We start from the raw sequence: 15668 nt of genomic DNA, 5'->3' as shown, positions 1-15668 counted from the left end.
GCCTCCTGGTCATGATTCGGTCGCGTTCTGGTGGTGTAGCTACGATAGAAGCGCTCGGGGTCGGCGAGCACCTGGCCGACCAGACACACGAGCAGGTCGACGTAGGAGCCGACGTCACCGTCCCAGGCGGTGACGTTACCCGCTCGTGGAGGGGTCAGCGGGATATCTCTATCGCAGGTCCCACTGATGGCGTCCCACAGCGCATGCGTGGCGTGACCCGCTCGATCACCTTCGTACGGGCGGGAGACCACCTGGTCAGCCGGTCGGCGAAGATCCGCGGCTTCGTCAAGATGCAGGGAGCCAGAGCACACGCCGAACGCCTACTGCTGCTGCGTGGCAGGGAGATCGGCCTTCGGTTCGACGACTCGTGGCCGGTCGACGCCGACCTGCTGAATGATGCGCTCGACACCACGCGGGTGGAGGCATGGTCGGGGGTGACGGCCGGCCGTAAGGAACCGTTCGACACGCTTCAGCTATGGCTGGCGACCGCTTTGGAAGGGTTCTGCCTGATCGCGGTGGACCGCACCCTCGACACCGGCCTCGTCGCCCCGGTCAACCCCATCGCCACCCCCTCCGTGGTCGACGAGGACAGCTTCGCCTACCTCGCCCTGCGGCAGGTGGACGAGGCCACGGTCGAGTTCGGCGCGCATGCCTTCGGGCCGAATGCCGCTGTACTCGCCGAGGCCCTGGCGGACCAGATACGTATCTGGGACCGCGACCACCGCGGCGGACCCTGGCCCACGTATCTCCGCCTACCCGGCGGATACCAGTGAGGCGCGGATGGTCAGGCGGCTGTGAATGCCTCGGCGAATTCGCGGACTTTGGGCTGGTTAGGCCATCTCTGGGTGAGCAGGGTATGCAACGGGTGGAGTTCGGCGACGACGTGCTGTGATCCGGCGCGGTGGGCTTCGGCGAGGGCGGCGGCGTCGGGGGTGTTGGTAGCGGCGTGAGCGCTGCCGATGCGGGCCAGGTGCAGGGCGCGGTCGCGATGGTGGGTGGTCGGGAGGCGGGTCAGACGGGCATTGAGGATGGTGATGGCGTTGGCGGGTTGGCCGCCGACCATGTAACAGGTGGCGCGTTGCAGGTCTGCCCAGCCGGGGCCGTAGAAGCGTAGGTAGGCCGGCTCGTCGGGAGAGGTGGGCTGGGCGAACAGTTCGTCGGCGGCATCGAGTCTGGCGGTGTCGATGATGCCGGTGGCGGCGCTGCTGCGTGCTTGGTAGAGGTGTGCGACAGCGTCCAGCGCAGGGGGGATTGTCCACAGTGTGCGGGCGCGTTCGGCCAAATTGTTCGCGCCTTGGTGATCTCCGGCGTCCAGGGCGACGGAGGCGTTGCGGAGCACCATGTAGGCGGCCATGGCCGTGTCGCCACCTGCGATCGCCCAGCTGGTGGCCCGCTCGGACCAGCGGCGGCACAGGGTGAGGTCGCCGCGTTCGCGGTGAAGCCAGCTGATGTGTTCGGCGAACTCGGCTTTGACCAGGCGCAGTTTCGTCTGGGTGGCCGGGTCGGCGGTGTCGAGGATGGCGTCGATGTCGCGGAGGGTCTCGACCAGAGTGGTGATGTGCTGGTTGGGGGCCATGAGGTGGTGGCCGGCCTGGTGCGCGGCGAGCGTCGCGCGGAACCGGCCGGCGGGGCCGGTTTCTGCTGCTGCGGGAATGGCGAGGGAGGCGGGCAGGAGCGCGGCCAGCCCGCCGGTGGCGATGAGGGCGGCGAAGTCCCGCCGGGTTAGTCTCAAGATCAGAATCCCTTCGCCGATTCCGGTACGGAGTGGCACAACGGCGTCGACGTCTTCAGGGTACGGGCCGGTGGGCGGGATGGGCAGTTCGGAGAGCAGGTCGGTGAGGACAGGGTAGGCAGCATTCATTAAATGAATAGGCATGTTCAATTAATATATTTAGGTCTCAATTTCAGCAAGCCACTTCCTATAATCCTCCTCCGCATAACGACCTGTTTCTACTAACAGTTCCACCGTCTCAGCGATCAAACGCTCCCGCGTGATTTCATCACTTGCCAGGACTTCGTCAAGGTCAGTTGCTCCAGCGACAGCCTCCGGTATCCGGGCAGCCCACTTGCACTCATCCACCGCAATAGCTCTGCCAATGGGCAGGCCCCGATCCTGTGATACTGCGCGTACTTGCGGCACGAATTTGAGAACGAGAGATGCCATGTCGGGATCCCCACCTGAATTCACAACCCGATAAATTGAGAGGGCCGGGAATAGGACATCAAATTCGTATGAGACCCCAATCTTAAGTAACCATTTACAGAGGCCCACCACCGGCAGAACATGTGGACGCGACAAACTCCCATCTGAGCCAGGCAGGGCTCCGGGCGTATATTGCATCAATGCTTTAACAAAATCTGGGCATGTGCGGAAATTGTCGACGATTAGGCTCATCATTTCGGCCCTGGCAAATGGCGCCACGTTGTCAGCATCAACTCTCGTGGTGAGGAACAAAAGCCATGGGCGCGACCTCCGATTTTGCAACGCAAAGATCGCTTTGACTGCACTGTACATACCGTGGTCCGAAAACGGAGAAACCCCGGCAATACCATCACACAAATCCAAATTGATGACATCGAAAGGTCCGTTGTTACGGAACTCCTCACCAGCTAAGGAACCCACATTTCCCAGATCCTCAAGCTGCTGTCGAAAAACGGCTGAGCGAGAGTGAACCAATTCGTGCCTGCGTAGAGAAGCCAGGCCGCCGGGATCATCCTCTATGCTCTCTTCGGCCCCCTTGTCAAATCCGAGGAACCGGATCTGACGCCCTTTTTCCGCACAACAGGCCCGTACGAAGTAGCGTATGTCGAGAAAATCGCGTCCCGGTAAACCAAAATAACGCAAGGGTGCATCATCATCCAGTTCATCAAACAGCCTGGTTATTTCAGCACCCCAGTGCTCGGCTCTTACATATTGCTTACGAGGGCGGTGCCACTTCTTGAAATCCGCACTCGGAGGCGACGCGAACTGAAATCTCTTCAGCGCGTAGTCGTCGTCATCCATGACGCTCTCATCGCTCATGAGACAAGTACCTCCGCAATCTCACGAATGGCGACAAGGAGATCTTCTTGATCTTCAGGGTCTAGAGCGTCTAGAAGATTATATGCCGCAAGGACTTGGGTGATCGCAGTTACGAGTTGAGAGGCCTTCTCCTTGCGCTGCTGCATATTAGGACCTACAACTTCACCAACCACACGGTCAGTGAAGATATAGCCACCCGAATCTGACGTACGTGGCTGATTGCGGCCAATGATGGTGACTGGCGGAGGATCCGCGACAAGGACATCCGCGCGGTCACCCCAAACGCGATCGACGATAGCCGCCGCTTGCTCCGCAGCGTTAGCCACCTCCGTCTGACGACGAGAACGCCTCGCGCGCTCACCAAGGCGCTTCTCCTCTGCAATGACTTTCCTCAGCGCTAGGTGAAGCCACTTAGTCAGCGCTCGCACATGAGCGTGGGAGTAGTTGAACGATTCACGATCTATGTTGAGAGCCCCATCAAAGCCCTCGGTTACGAAAATCTCACATGTAATCTGCGCAAGCCTACGCCCTTCTGCTACAGGGAAATCCATGAACTTGCTATCGAATGGCAGCCCACTCGCGTCATTGACACGTATCTTCACTCCGCGGTGCTCGACGGGTACGATCTTCGGGGACACCAGGAAGTACGCTTGAAATTCGAGCGGACCTCCACTCATCTCCACGTCATAGGCAGGGAACTCTTCGCGATGACGGCCAACAAAGAGTAGAGAATCCTGGAGGGTGGCGCCAGTGGTCGCAAACCTAGTGAAGCTAATCGGTCGCAGCAGCGAGACTTCATCAATCTGTACTTCAAAGTCCTGGCATTCCTTGACCTTACTTCCTAGCCCAGCCACCTCGCGAAGCGCTATCGACCCATCTAGAGCAATGGGCTTGGGTTCGGCTCCCCTCCGTGCGTCGATAGAGTATATCTTTAGATCTCTAGTGGACTTCAGGTCGAAAGGGTGGCCATTCAAGTATGGCAAAGGTGCAGCAAGACTGAGCGACCAGATCATCTGAAGGTAGTCGTCAAAGAGCCCTTCAATACTGGGGTTCGGAATGCCTTCATTCAGTGCTCTCCAAACTGAACCAACCACCTCCCGCATTGCAGAAGGCCCCTCATCCCCAAGCTTCCATGGTAGCTCCGTGTATTCGCCTCTACCCAGATCCTTTAAATAATTAGGACGGGCCTCGTCAACGATACCCACGTGGTATCGTGGTGGCTTCATTCGCTTGGTGATCTCGTCTTCACTCGCGAAGACAGACGACCATTTCTGGATGCTTCTAAGCGTTTCGCGCGTTTGAGGACGGATTGCCGTTAGGACTATAGACGTTCCCTGTTTCTCAGTATCCGGCACAGGTTCACGCCACACTCGAACCTTTCCGGCCTCATAAGTGGAGTCCTCGAGCTCCCTCAGTCCCTCGGTGTATTGCCTGAGGAGAACACTTGCGACCGTCTGATGATCGTCCCCTCTGGTTTTAGTCACAATCTGGAATGTTTGCGTTAGCTGCGCTACCGAGAAAAGGCCAATCCCGATTTTGCCGATTAACGGCCTGCCGCCTGGGCTTACATCGGGGTTAGTTATGTCAGTGACACCAAAGTCCGCTCCCATACTGGTGCGCTTTGTACTGCCACCAATATGATGTAGCAGGCGTACCAAGGTTTTCGGACTCATGCCGTTGCCATTATCGTCCACGCTCATGCGTCGGAACTCTGGCCGCTCTGTTCGGATGGTGACCCGTGTCGCATCTGCATCATATGCGTTGGAAATAAGTTCGCGAAGAGCGGCGGCCGGCTGACGATAGATACCGTCTGTCACGCGCGCGAGAACTCGCTGATCCGTCCTGAGACTGGTCTCCACAGGAGCGCCTTCTGTCGCCCCAGAGACGAGGAGCTCCACCAGCTCCTCCTCAGATGCTGCCTTACCTACGCCCGCTTCCATGCTCAGACATTACTTCTCTACTGCGGTGTGGCCAATGGGCACGTACTGAGACTGGCCGAGCGAGCTCACGAATCAGCTGCATTGTCCAGTATGTACGGTTTAAGCTGCTAGTAATTGCGATGACTGATATGTCGGCTTTTGGCAACCGGCTACTCTGCCCGTCCGCATGATGCACCGCTGCTAGAGAGGCTTAATGGCTGGGGTTAGGGTGGGTGGAAGTCCAGGCCGGTCTTGGCGGTGAAGCCTGTGATGAGGGCGGGGCGGTACAGCATGCGTTTGAGCCGGTTCTTCACCGCCGCGATCAGCTGGTCGACGGTGCGCATGGCGAGGTTGGCCAGGCTCTTCTTCAGGTGCGCCTACACAGCCTCGACCGGGTTCAGCTCCGGAGCGTAGGCGGGCAGATAGAAGACCGTCGCCACGGCCGTGCCTGGATCAGAGCTCGCATCGCGGCCGAGGTGTGGGTGTTGAGGTTGTCCCACACCACTACCAGCGGCCCGCCGAGCTGCTGGTGAGCGGCATCGAACAACGCCGCGTAATCGGCCTCGGAGAAACCCCTGCGTTCGGCTTTACGGCCACGGTGCTGCCGCATCCGGTAGATCAGCCGCGGCCGGTGACCCGGCAGGGTGGCGATCAGCCCGGCGACAGACACCCTGCCGGTGCCCTTGACCGGTAACGACACGATCGGGGTCTGTCCCTTGCAGCCCCAGGTGCGGCCCTTGTGCGACCTCAGGGTCTGCCCGGCCTCGTCTTCGAAGCAGAGCCATGCCCCTTGCTGCGCCGCCAGCCTTTTATGATCGGCCACTGCTCGTCCTTCCAGCCGGCGATGGCCTGCTCATCGCGTTCGGCGGTGCGCCGGGCGGGTGCCTGCCAGCTCCAGCCCAGCCGGTGCAGCAGGTAACACACCCCGCCCAGGGTGTAGCCCACCTTGAAGACCTTCTCGATCACCTCGGCGATCCGGGCCAAGGTCCTGCACTGGTCCGGCCAGCCGTAGGTCATCGGCCCCGCCTCCAGGACCTGCTCCAGGTGCGCCAGCTGGGCATCATCCAGCTTGCACACCGCCCCGCCGGCTCCTTTGGACACCAACGCCTGGCGTCCGCCGTTCTCCAGCGCCCGCCGCCACCGGCCGGCCGACATCAGCGAGACCCGGAACTCGGCCGCCACCTGCACGTCAGTGGCACCCTCGGCGAACCGGTCCGCCGCCCGCATCCGCACCTGCTCCCGGCGTAATCGCTGCTCTGCGGTCAACCCACCACCATCGGGATACCTCATGACCCGGGCGTAACACCTCAACAACCGGCTGCCAGCTCACCCACAGGTGAGGACACCTAACCCTCACCTTTGAAGCTCTCTAGTGGGAGAAGATCCGTTCTAGAGAGATCTTTCCGGGCCAACCATTCCATGGCACCGAGATTGCACTGACGGATGGGCGCGGTTGCGTCCACGGAGGTGGTGTACGAGTTTCCGCTGGAAGACAGTGTGGCGTCGTGAAATGAGGAAGGCCATCGCGTGATCCTTTCGATGTTCCAAGATCGAAGGAGAACAAGGCGATGGCCGTGAACGACAGTGTGGACCCCGCAACCTGGCTGGCGAAGCAGCTTCAGACCCAGGATCCGGATCTGTTGCGATCCATGGTGCAGACCATGGCCGAGACGTTGATGTGTCGGCCGAGGCCGACGGGCTGTGCGGTGCCGGGTACGGCGAGCGCGGTTCGCCCGTCCGGTGGTCTTGCTAACGCGCCTGCTAACAGCATCCATGGATGCCCGTAGACGTCTGTGGAAGTTGGTCTAGAGACGCTTCGGGTTGAGCTGGGGGTATGGACAGCCGTAGATGTCAGGAGGCGATCTTCGTCCGGCTTCTAATCCTAGGTTCAGGGTTCGAGTCCCTGGCGGCCCACCTGCAAAAACACCCCCGGGCCGGTCTGCCTCCGAGGGTGTTTGCTAACACTTGCTAGCAGCGGCCTACGGGGCCGGTCTCAACGCCTGGGCGAAGATGTCGGCCGCCGACGCTTCGGCCGATCGGATCTTTTGAATCTTCATCCCGATCGGCATGGTTGATGTCCGGCTCGATCGGGAGCAGCGGCTCGCCCCAGCCGAGCCGCTGCTCGCGGGCGGGTGCCCGCGCTTGTCTGACACCAGGCTCATGCCGGAGCACAGCGGCCACTCGTGACTCCAACCCAGGATCAGGGTCAGCTCCGGGATCGTGACGGCGTGTCGGTATGAGAAGAGCCCCTAGCGGGGTCGAGCAGATCGAAGCCGATGTATCGGCTGGACGCGGGGTGCTAACGGGTGGCGGGGCTTTCCGGCTGGGCATCCGGGTTGTCAGCCCGCGCTGGCACTTAGGGATGAACGATCACTTGGAGGACACTGTTGGCGGTGTCCATCGCGTACATCTCGGCGCAGGCCAGCAGGTGAAGCTGATCTTCGGATACGCGTGCCTTGGAGACGCCTGGTTGGACGATGGTGATGGTGAACTTCGGTTGAAGGAGCGGGGCACGCTGGGCGAGCTCGTAGAGCGTCTGGTCGGTGCCCTTCACCAGTCCCGACTTGCCGCCGGTTCGGCGGTGGCCTTCACGGCGGATCAGGTTTTCGAAGAGCCGAGTCGGGCGGTGCCTCCACTTGGTGGATTTGTGGACCTGTCCGCACACCTCGTACAGATCGTCGATACGGGCGCTGGGGACGCCGGCATGGGCGTATTTACAGTGGACGAGGTTCACATGGAGCTGCTTGCCCTCGATACGGGCGGCGACGATGTCGGCGACTTCGTTTGGGCCGTCATCGTCGATGACGAGGTCCCAGTCGGCCACGCTAAGAAGGTGCTGGATGGCCCGAGCCTGAATGGAGGTGGTGTCACGCTCGACACCCTGAGATTCCTTTCTCAGGTCGATGCCGGTCCAGTCGATGATCTGGAGCCGTTCGGGGCTGAAGGGTGCCACGCCTCCTGTCGGGCGGATGAGGAGCATGTCCGGTTCGAGGATCGCTTCGTCCTCGAAGACGACCCGCATGCCGTGCTGATTGATGTATTCGCTGAACGGCTGGGCTTTGCGGCTCGTGACGACTGTGGGTTCGGGCCCGTCGCAGGTGAAGCTGGCGCGGCCGTCGGTGATGGTGATCTGGTAGTCGGCGCTCCAGTGTGGCGTTTGCAGGGTGAAGCCGATTGGGCCTTCACGGGTGAAGGTGGTGACGGCGAGGCCGGCGTCGATCAGTGGCCAACTGAAGTTTCCGCGCTTGATTTCGACGGCTTCGGTCGTGTCGAAGAAGAATTTGGTCGGCCATTCCAGGGCCAGCGGCACGAGCTCGGGACGGTCGGTGACCTCGGTGGGGATGATGAATCCCTTGAGGACGTCTGAAGGATCGACGGTCTCGTCGGTGAGTTTCGCGCCGACGTCGTCGCACCAGTCGACCCAGCTTTTGAGCGTGGGGGCCGCGCCGTAGTTCCAGACGCGCCCTTTCAGAGAAGCGCCCACGTTGGCGCGTTCTCCGCCCTCGTAGCCGCTGACGAATATGTTGGTCTGGCTTTTGTTGCGCCTTTCCGCCTCGGGGTAGTCGAGCAAGACGTCGGCGCCAACCGCGAGCTGGAAGCGGCGGCTGCGGTTTCGGGCGTCGAGGGTCCCGACGTTGGTCGGCACACATCGCCGGATCTTCGCCATGATCCGGTAGACGGCTGGCCCTTTGATGATGGTGGCGTCCTGGCCGCCGATCGCCTCGGCGAGTTCTTTGTGAACGCTGTCGGTGTTGGAGCTGTTGATGTAGAGCAGTCCGTGCGTACTGTCCCAGTACACGATGTAGAGATCGTGAGTGATGTCCTCCAGGCTCTTCACCGTGCCCCAGGCGACAGGCGTTCGCTCGCGTGCCACGAGCCAGGCGACCCGGTCTCGTTCGTTGATCGCAACTGGGTAGGTGAGGAGCCGGTCGCCGAAGAAGGGTGCGAGTACCTCAGGCTTCCAGCGCAGAGTGCTGGTGCGGTAGGCGACGGTGCTCATCCGCGGTGCGATGTTCCGGAGTGAGACCTCGTCGGGCAGGCTGGAGAAGGCTTCTTCGAACTCGCTGAGTTCTTCCTGCTCGCCGACTGCGTGTGCGGAGAGGATCTCGATGACGTCGTTCCAGTCGGCGTCCTCGGCGTACAGCTTCTTCAAGTTCTCGTCGAACTGGGGCTCGGTGCGGTTGACGACGACGGTCGCCGTCCCGATCGCATCGCCTGCCACGCGGGCGAACCGGCCGACGAACTGCAAGGTGATGCCGAGGCTCTTGTGCTGGTCGTGGATCGCGGCGACCTTGAGCGCAGGCAGGTCGAAGCCCTCACCGAGCATGTCGACGCACACCACGATCTTGCTGGTCCTGGCGTTCAGCGCGTCCAGCGCAGCTCTGAGATCTGTCTTGCGGCCTTTGCTGTGCAGAATGACCGGGTTCAGGTCGGGCGCGAGCTCCTGGTAGAGCGGCATGACTTCCTCGGCGCGCCCGATCCGGTTGACCCGGGCCATAAGCAGGTGGTCATAGCCGGCGGCCAAATCCTCGCGAAGCAGTTCGATGGCCCGTTCCGCGATGGCGTGGTCGGGCTCGTACAGATTGATCACGGGAGCATATTTGATCTTCGAGAAGTAACGCTGCTGATGTGCGTCCTTCAGGGAGAAGCTGAACACGAATCGGCCGCCGAGGTCAGCGCCGTCACTGCGAAACGGGGTTGCCGTGAATTGAACAACCCGCTTTCCGCTGAATTGATCACGAATCTCGCGCCACGTCTGCGCGGCTACATGATGCGCCTCGTCAATGAACAGATGGGTGCAAGCCTCGATCAGGGCATCTCTCGCCTCTGGGGAAAAGTGCTGCAAAGCGGATGGCGTCGCCACGATCACGTTGCAATGCGCCGCGAACTCGCGAGCCAGGGCAGGATCCTGCACGCCCCGTTTCACCCGTCCGACGATCGGCCGCAGGGCTGATCCGGCGACCACGCCGAGATCTTTCAGCAGCCCAAGTCGCTCGAACTTGGTCGCGATCTGATCCCGCAAGGCGTCGGAAGGAACGATCACCAGAAGACGCTCGACTCGCCCGGCCACCAGCAGGGCCACCATGGTCTCGGTCTTGCCTGTCCCTGTGGGCATGACGACCGTTGCAGGCTGAGACCGTCTTGACGCCCAATGCCCCAGCACCGCGTATACAGCTCCAAGCTGGGGCTCGCGCAGGCCGACCACGCTCCGTTCCGGATCCTCCTGGCGGAACCGGAAGGCTTCATCGAAGGAGGCGAGGACCTGGCCGTGGTCTACGTCTTCGTCGGCCCCATCCGCAGCCATGAGGCGCCAGGCGATGTTGCCGCCGATGTCGCACTGTTTGGACCGCCGGCCGGGGACATCCAATCCCATAACGCCTCACATGAACTGATGACTCAAGAAGCTAATTCAAAAACATGCACTGACAACTTTACCAACAGCCCAAGCCTTACCATGAAGATCGTTTCCTCGACGGGTTCAGGGGGACCCGAATCTCAGCAAGAGGCTCCTTGATTCCTATATGCGGCTTTTGTCTCATTTGGATCGAGGCGACGACCAACGGACGCTGAGGGCTGCCTCGCCGATGGAGGCACCACGGTCGGCCTGTGTTCGGTTCAGTAGTGAGGGGAACTGGCGGCGCCCCGCGTCGATCGGTACGCGAGACGTCGCCAGGGGAGAGGGACAATGTGCCCCATGTAGAAGGCTGGAGTTGGCCCGGTTTGGTGGACACCTGATCTCTGAGGAACCCTGGTTTCCGGAAGAAGGAGTCTGCTGTGCCGAACAACTATCCGCCGGAGTTCCGCCGGAGTTCCGCCGGCAGATGGTGGAACTGGTGCGCGCGGGGCGGACGCCGGAGGAACTGGCCAAAGAGTTCCAGCCCTCCGCGCAGTCGATCCGTACCTGGGTGCGCCAGGCCGACAGCCCTGCCGAATACGAACGCCGACACGCGCTCAAGAACACCCAAACCCTCGACTATGCTGCCGCGTAGTCGCAAGCCATGACGTGTCTATCGAACCGGGGCAACTCCACACCGGAGTTCCGCCGGCAGATGGTGGAACTGGTGCGCGCGGGACGATCGCCGGAGGAACTCGCCAAGGAGTTCGAGCCCTCTGCGCAGTCGATTCGTACCTGGGTGCGCCAGGCAGATCTCGATGATGGCCGCCGCCAGGACGGTCTGACCAGCGCCGAGAAGGACGAGCTGGCCAGGCTGCGGCGGGAGAACAAGATCCTCCGCGAGGAGAAGGAGATCTTGCGCAAGGCCGCGGCTTTCTTCGCGCGGGAGACGGATCTGCCGAGATGAGGTTCCGGCTGATCCATGCGGAGAAGGACCACCACGATGTCTCCCTGCTGGCTCGGGTGCTGGGTGTGTCGCGCCAGGGCTACTACGCCTGGACCAAGCGCCTGCAGCGCGGTCCGTCGGCTCGTGCCCGTCGTGATGCGAAGCTGGCCGAAAAGATCCGTGCGCACCACACGGCGTCCGATGAGATCTACGGCGCGCCGAGCATCCATGCCGACCTGCGCGAGATCGACGGCATCCACATCGGCCGCAAGCGGGTGGCCCGGCTCATGCGCACGGCCGGGCTGACCGGTGTGACCCGCCGCAAGGGCTGCCGGACGACGATCCCCAGCAGGCAGGCCGCCGCGGCCGACCTGGTCAGGCGGAAGTTCACCACCGATCAGCCGAACCGCGTCTGGACCGCGGACATAACCTACGTGCCGACCTGGCAGGGCTTCCTCTACCTCGCGGTGGTCCTGGACGTCTTCTCACGCCGGATCGTCGGGTGGGCGATGGCCGACCACATGCGCACCGAGTTGGTGACCGACGCGCTGGCGATGGCGATTCACCAGCGCCGCCCCGACCCCGGAGTGATCCATCACAGCGACAAGGGCAGCCAGCCCAGTACACCTCGATCGCCTTCGGTCAGCGATGCCAGCAGGCCGGCATCCGCCCATCGACGGGCAGGACCGGGACGTGCTTCGACAACGCGATCACCGAGAGCTTCTTCGCCTCCATGGAATGCGAGCTGATCGACCGGCGAACGTTCCGGACCAGATCAGAGGCTGAACGAGCAGTGTTCGCCTATATCGAGGGCTTCTATAACCCCCGCCGCCGTCACTCCGCCAACGGACAGATCAGCCCCGCCCAGTACGAGCGGAGACACGCACTCAAGAACCACCAAGAAGGCGACTATGCTGCCGCATAGCCGCAAGCCCTGACGTGTCTACCAAACCGGGGCAAATCCACTGCAAGCCGTCGCCAACCTTGTCCGAGTGCCGGGCTAGTACCAATTTCCCGCGATCGCCGAGCTTGGTCATGCATTGTCCTTTTCGCCTGGACTGTCGGGTAGATTCGCCAGGTGATCAGCGACATGTTGCCTGGCATGGGGCCATCCGACCCAGAGCTAGTGAAGGTCTACGACCAACTGATCCGTAACGACCATGACGGCGAACGTATGGCGAGGGCCATCCGCAGGACCTTCGACATGCTGCTCGACGGTCAGCACACTGGCCGCTTCCGGTGGGACCAGCTGCACAAGACCGAGAAGACGCACTGCGGCACACTGGTCGAGATCAACTTGCAGCGCGAGTTCGACTTCGATGACGGAAGCCTGCTCGACTACTCGATCAGTGGTGTCGAGGTCGACTGCAAGTACTCACAGAATCTTGCTGAGTGGATGATCCCGCCTGAAGCACGCGGGAGACTTCTCCTTGGTCTATGGGCAAGCGATCAAGCCAGCCGCTGGAGCGCCGGGCTCGTCCGTGCTAGCGAAGAGCATCTCAACCCTGGCGCCAATCGAGATGCAAAGCGAACCCTGAACAGAATCGGCCGCGAAGCGATTCGTTGGCTACATAAGGATGCCCGGCTTCAAGAGAACATCCTGCTCCGCCTTCCTAACAGGGACATCGAAGCGATCTTCAATCCGAAGAGCGGACAGCAGCGGATCAACGAGCTTTTCCGTCGAGTGCAGCAGCGCCTGATCAGCCGCGCTGTGGTGGCCACCGTTGCCACCCAGGAGGACTACATGGCCCGGGTACGCGGTAGTAAGAACGGCGCCAGGGTGCACCTGCGTCCTGAGGGCATCGTGATCTTCGGGCAGTACCAGAGCCATGTCCAAGCTGCTGTCAAGTTGGGGCTGCCGGCACCGGGACCGGGCGAGTTCGTGGCCGCAAGGCTTGCGCGTCGCCGACTTCGTCACCAAGATTTGCCATACATGGAACTCGACGGCGCGCAGTGGGTTGTCGCCACAGCCGATGATCCGGTTGAGCACGCCCCACTGCTACCCAAAACCTGACTGCCACGAAGCACGACGCCCGTAGTTCATAGACCACCAGCAGTGACGCCACACGTCTCCGCCAGACTCTGGCTAGCGGAAACGGCAGATAGATATTGCGAGCAAGCATCCCTCCAGGCCGTCGCCAGAAGGACCGCTGCCAACTTCAGCAGCGAGGCCAGGTACCGATGGGGTACGCAAGTCTGCAAGGCCAAGGATCCGGCCTGCTCCCCCGCGAGCCCACCGGGGTGCAGTTCCGCACCCGTCACCATGTCACACTTCAACAGACATGCCTGCAAGCCCGACGCCCGCCCAGTCATCATGAACCATGACCTCGACACCATGGATGTCTCTCGCTTGCGCAGGTACAAGCGAGTCCTTCAAGGTCGGCGCCAGTGGCATAAAGCCACCCTCTACCACTGGCGCGCTGCTTCCCTGCGCATCACTGGCGCCAGAAGGCAGCGATTTTGCCGGGACAACCGCATCATCTGGCTGCCCCACTCACTCTTGTGCACTAACGTCGCACGTGTGTTCGGACCCAGGGCTCAGTGCAGTGACCACTGCATCCACGGCGGCCAGCAGAGGCACATGCTCCCAGAGACGTACGACCTGCCAGCCTGCGACCTCCAGCGCATCGTTGACGACTCTGTCACGCTGCATGTTCCTTTGCAGCTTTGGTGTCCAATACCACTCGTTCGTAGTGGGCTGGCGCCCATGCTGCGGGCAGACATGCCAGAAGCAGCCGTCAACGAACACTGCCACCTTTCGAGCCGTGAAGACGATGTCCGGCCGGACCTTCACACCATCAAGGTCCAAACGGAAGTCCTTGCGGTAGCGGTAGCCGAGCCGATGAAGTGCGCTACGCAGAGCTACCTCCGGCTTGGTGTTCGTCCGGCGGTTGGCCTGCATGTTCCGCGATCGGCCGTCGTTCATCGGCGCCGGATACAAACCCCTCGCGTGGGCCTGCTTCCGGGCTTGATTTCTGCTGCTTCCCTCCACACAACCACCAGTCGCCGCACGATCCACTGTCTCCTTCAAAAAGATACAACTACTGACGCGCACGTGCCGTGCCCAGACCCCAAAAGGAGTGCCCTACATGACTCTTGAGGTCATCGAGATCTGTGCCGGCGCCGGCGGCCAAGCGCTTGGACTTCACCTGGCTGGCTTCACCCACCGGCTAGCATTCGAGCTAGATCCACACGCATGCAACACTCTGCGTGAGAACGCACTCCAAGGAAGAGTCGCGGTCACCGATCCAGAAAAAGCCAAAGATGGCACGTGGGTTGTTTCTGGAGACGTCGCAGACCCCGACAACTGGAAGCCAACAGAATTCCGAGGGGTTGACCTTCTAGCAGGTGGTGTACCATGCCCTCCATTCACCATTGCAGGCAAACAGCTCGGCGCCACGGACGAACGCGACCTTTTCGCCTGGGCAGTAGAACAGGTTAATCTCGTTCAGCCTCGGGCACTCCTTCTGGAAAATGTCCGAGGAATGAGCATGCCACGGTTTGCGGGGTACCGGCAACATGTAATGGACAGGCTCCGCGAATTCGGATATGCCGCTGAATGGCGCTTGCTTAATGCTTCAGAATATGGCATTCCCCAGCTCCGGCCCCGATTCGTGCTTATCGCTATGAAACCCGATGACTTCGCTTACTTCCATTGGCCCGAGAAGTCAGAGAAGCCTGCCCCCACCGTTGGCGAAACACTACTAGAGCTGATGAAGGCCAACGGGTGGAAGGGGGCGGAAGAGTGGGCTGCGAAGGCCGACGCTATTGCACCCACCATCGTCGGTGGCTCTAAGAAACACGGCGGAGCCGATCTCGGTCCTACCCGAGCCAAGCGCGCTTGGGCAGAACTGGGTGTTGATGCCTATGGTGTACATGACATGGCGCCTCCTTATCCCCCGAAGAGGCCAATGACGGCTTTTGGGCCAAAGCTCACCTGCGAGATGGTAGCCCTCCTTCAAGGGTGGGATGACGGTGAGTTCAAATGGACGTTCACCGGACCAAAGACTGCGAGATACCGGCAGATCGGAAACGCTTTCCCACCTCCCATTGCCAAAGCCCTTGGTGTCGCCATTGCTTCCGCGCTGAATCGCGAGACGGAAAAGCACGACGTTGACCCAGACCCTGAGCATGACTTCGTCTACCGCGCGCTCCGGGACACGGGTGAGTTCATGACAGCAGCTCAGATCGTTAGGCACGTCGGCCTTGAGATCGACGATCCAGAGATAGACAAGCGTATCAGCCTCCTCAGTCGTGATTTTGAACTTCTTAAGGAAGAGAAAAGCACCGGCATGCTCGCCTACAAGCTTGGCGGCTTCAAAGCCTTCGTTGGCCAACGCGATCACGTCCGGCACGAGTACCTGCGAGACAGCATTTCCAAGATCAGTTAAGGCGCGAAGAGCAGATCCCCTCCCTCAAGATCATTATCGGGATCAGCAGAGAACT

The 15668-nt window shown here is 61.3% G+C and carries 11 protein-coding genes and 1 pseudogene; 5 read left to right on the top strand and 7 right to left on the bottom strand.

Going from position 1 to position 15668, the window contains the following annotated elements; genetic code table 11:
- Positions 1 to 212 precede the first annotated feature (212 nt).
- The gene (locus OG589_RS40870; RefSeq protein WP_405144071.1) at positions 213 to 773 is read left to right on the top strand and encodes a hypothetical protein; all 561 of its coding nucleotides are present in this window, start codon (positions 213 to 215) and stop codon (positions 771 to 773) included.
- 11 nt (positions 774 to 784) lie between these two features.
- On the opposite strand, the gene OG589_RS40865 is transcribed toward OG589_RS40870, so the two are convergent.
- The 6 genes from OG589_RS40865 to OG589_RS40840 all read right to left on the bottom strand — a co-directional run bounded on the left by OG589_RS40865 (position 785) and on the right by OG589_RS40840 (position 10315).
- Positions 785 to 1876, bottom strand: coding sequence for a hypothetical protein (locus OG589_RS40865; RefSeq protein WP_405144069.1), 1092 nt, complete (start codon positions 1874 to 1876; stop codon positions 785 to 787).
- A 15-nt stretch (positions 1877 to 1891) separates the two neighbouring features.
- Positions 1892 to 3004: a PP_RS20740 family protein gene (locus tag OG589_RS40860; protein WP_405144067.1), complete on the bottom strand. Its 1113-nt coding sequence runs from the start codon at positions 3002 to 3004 to the stop codon at positions 1892 to 1894.
- Between the two features lie 14 nt (positions 3005 to 3018).
- Positions 3019 to 4962, bottom strand: coding sequence for an ATP-binding protein (locus OG589_RS40855; protein ID WP_405144065.1), 1944 nt, complete (start codon positions 4960 to 4962; stop codon positions 3019 to 3021).
- Between the two features lie 376 nt (positions 4963 to 5338).
- Positions 5339 to 5641 (bottom strand): hypothetical protein, encoded by a 303-nt coding sequence (locus tag OG589_RS40850; RefSeq protein ID WP_405144063.1) that lies wholly within the window; start codon positions 5639 to 5641, stop codon positions 5339 to 5341.
- A gap of 47 nt (positions 5642 to 5688) precedes the next feature.
- Positions 5689 to 6207, bottom strand: coding sequence for a winged helix-turn-helix domain-containing protein (locus OG589_RS40845; protein WP_405144061.1), 519 nt, complete (start codon positions 6205 to 6207; stop codon positions 5689 to 5691).
- Positions 6208 to 7297: 1090 nt separating this feature from the next.
- Positions 7298 to 10315, bottom strand: coding sequence for a DEAD/DEAH box helicase (locus OG589_RS40840; protein ID WP_405144059.1), 3018 nt, complete (start codon positions 10313 to 10315; stop codon positions 7298 to 7300).
- Positions 10316 to 10763: 448 nt separating this feature from the next.
- Here OG589_RS40840 and OG589_RS40835 point away from each other — a divergent pair, with 448 nt between their 5' ends.
- The 3 genes and pseudogenes from OG589_RS40835 to OG589_RS40825 all read left to right on the top strand — a co-directional run bounded on the left by OG589_RS40835 (position 10764) and on the right by OG589_RS40825 (position 13236).
- Positions 10764 to 10931: a hypothetical protein gene (locus OG589_RS40835; RefSeq protein ID WP_405144057.1), complete on the top strand. Its 168-nt coding sequence runs from the start codon at positions 10764 to 10766 to the stop codon at positions 10929 to 10931.
- A gap of 9 nt (positions 10932 to 10940) precedes the next feature.
- Positions 10941 to 12147: pseudogene (locus OG589_RS40830) on the top strand (IS3 family transposase).
- Between the two features lie 153 nt (positions 12148 to 12300).
- A complete protein-coding gene (locus tag OG589_RS40825) occupies positions 12301 to 13236 on the top strand; it encodes a NaeI family type II restriction endonuclease (RefSeq protein WP_405144055.1) in 936 nt (311 codons plus the stop codon).
- 480 nt (positions 13237 to 13716) lie between these two features.
- Here the strand turns inward: OG589_RS40825 and OG589_RS40820 are convergent, their stop codons facing one another.
- Positions 13717 to 14148, bottom strand: coding sequence for a very short patch repair endonuclease (locus tag OG589_RS40820; RefSeq protein WP_405144053.1), 432 nt, complete (start codon positions 14146 to 14148; stop codon positions 13717 to 13719).
- A gap of 163 nt (positions 14149 to 14311) precedes the next feature.
- On the opposite strand from OG589_RS40820, the gene OG589_RS40815 reads away from it, so the two are divergent.
- Positions 14312 to 15613: a DNA cytosine methyltransferase gene (locus OG589_RS40815; protein ID WP_405144051.1), complete on the top strand. Its 1302-nt coding sequence runs from the start codon at positions 14312 to 14314 to the stop codon at positions 15611 to 15613.
- Positions 15614 to 15668: the final 55 nt, after the last annotated feature.

Origin of the sequence: Sphaerisporangium sp. NBC_01403 (assembly GCF_045040145.1) — a bacterium.
GTDB lineage: Bacteria > Actinomycetota > Actinomycetes > Streptosporangiales > Streptosporangiaceae > Sphaerisporangium > Sphaerisporangium viridialbum.
Note: the sequence above shows the minus strand (reverse complement) of the source record. Positions and strands in the feature narration are given on the sequence as shown.

What these genes read in the sequence shown, in the direction of transcription:
- OG589_RS40855 (WP_405144065.1), bottom strand. Translation starts at nt 4,962, where the DNA reads ATGGAAGCGGGCGTAGGTAAGGCAGCATCTGAGGAGGAGCTGGTGGAG.
- OG589_RS40835 (WP_405144057.1), top strand. Translation starts at nt 10,764, where the DNA reads ATGGTGGAACTGGTGCGCGCGGGGCGGACGCCGGAGGAACTGGCCAAA.
- OG589_RS40820 (WP_405144053.1), bottom strand. Translation starts at nt 14,148, where the DNA reads ATGAACGACGGCCGATCGCGGAACATGCAGGCCAACCGCCGGACGAAC.
- OG589_RS40860 (WP_405144067.1), bottom strand. Translation starts at nt 3,004, where the DNA reads ATGGATGACGACGACTACGCGCTGAAGAGATTTCAGTTCGCGTCGCCT.
- OG589_RS40815 (WP_405144051.1), top strand. Translation starts at nt 14,312, where the DNA reads ATGACTCTTGAGGTCATCGAGATCTGTGCCGGCGCCGGCGGCCAAGCG.
- OG589_RS40840 (WP_405144059.1), bottom strand. Translation starts at nt 10,315, where the DNA reads ATGGGATTGGATGTCCCCGGCCGGCGGTCCAAACAGTGCGACATCGGC.
- OG589_RS40865 (WP_405144069.1), bottom strand. Translation starts at nt 1,876, where the DNA reads ATGCCTATTCATTTAATGAATGCTGCCTACCCTGTCCTCACCGACCTG.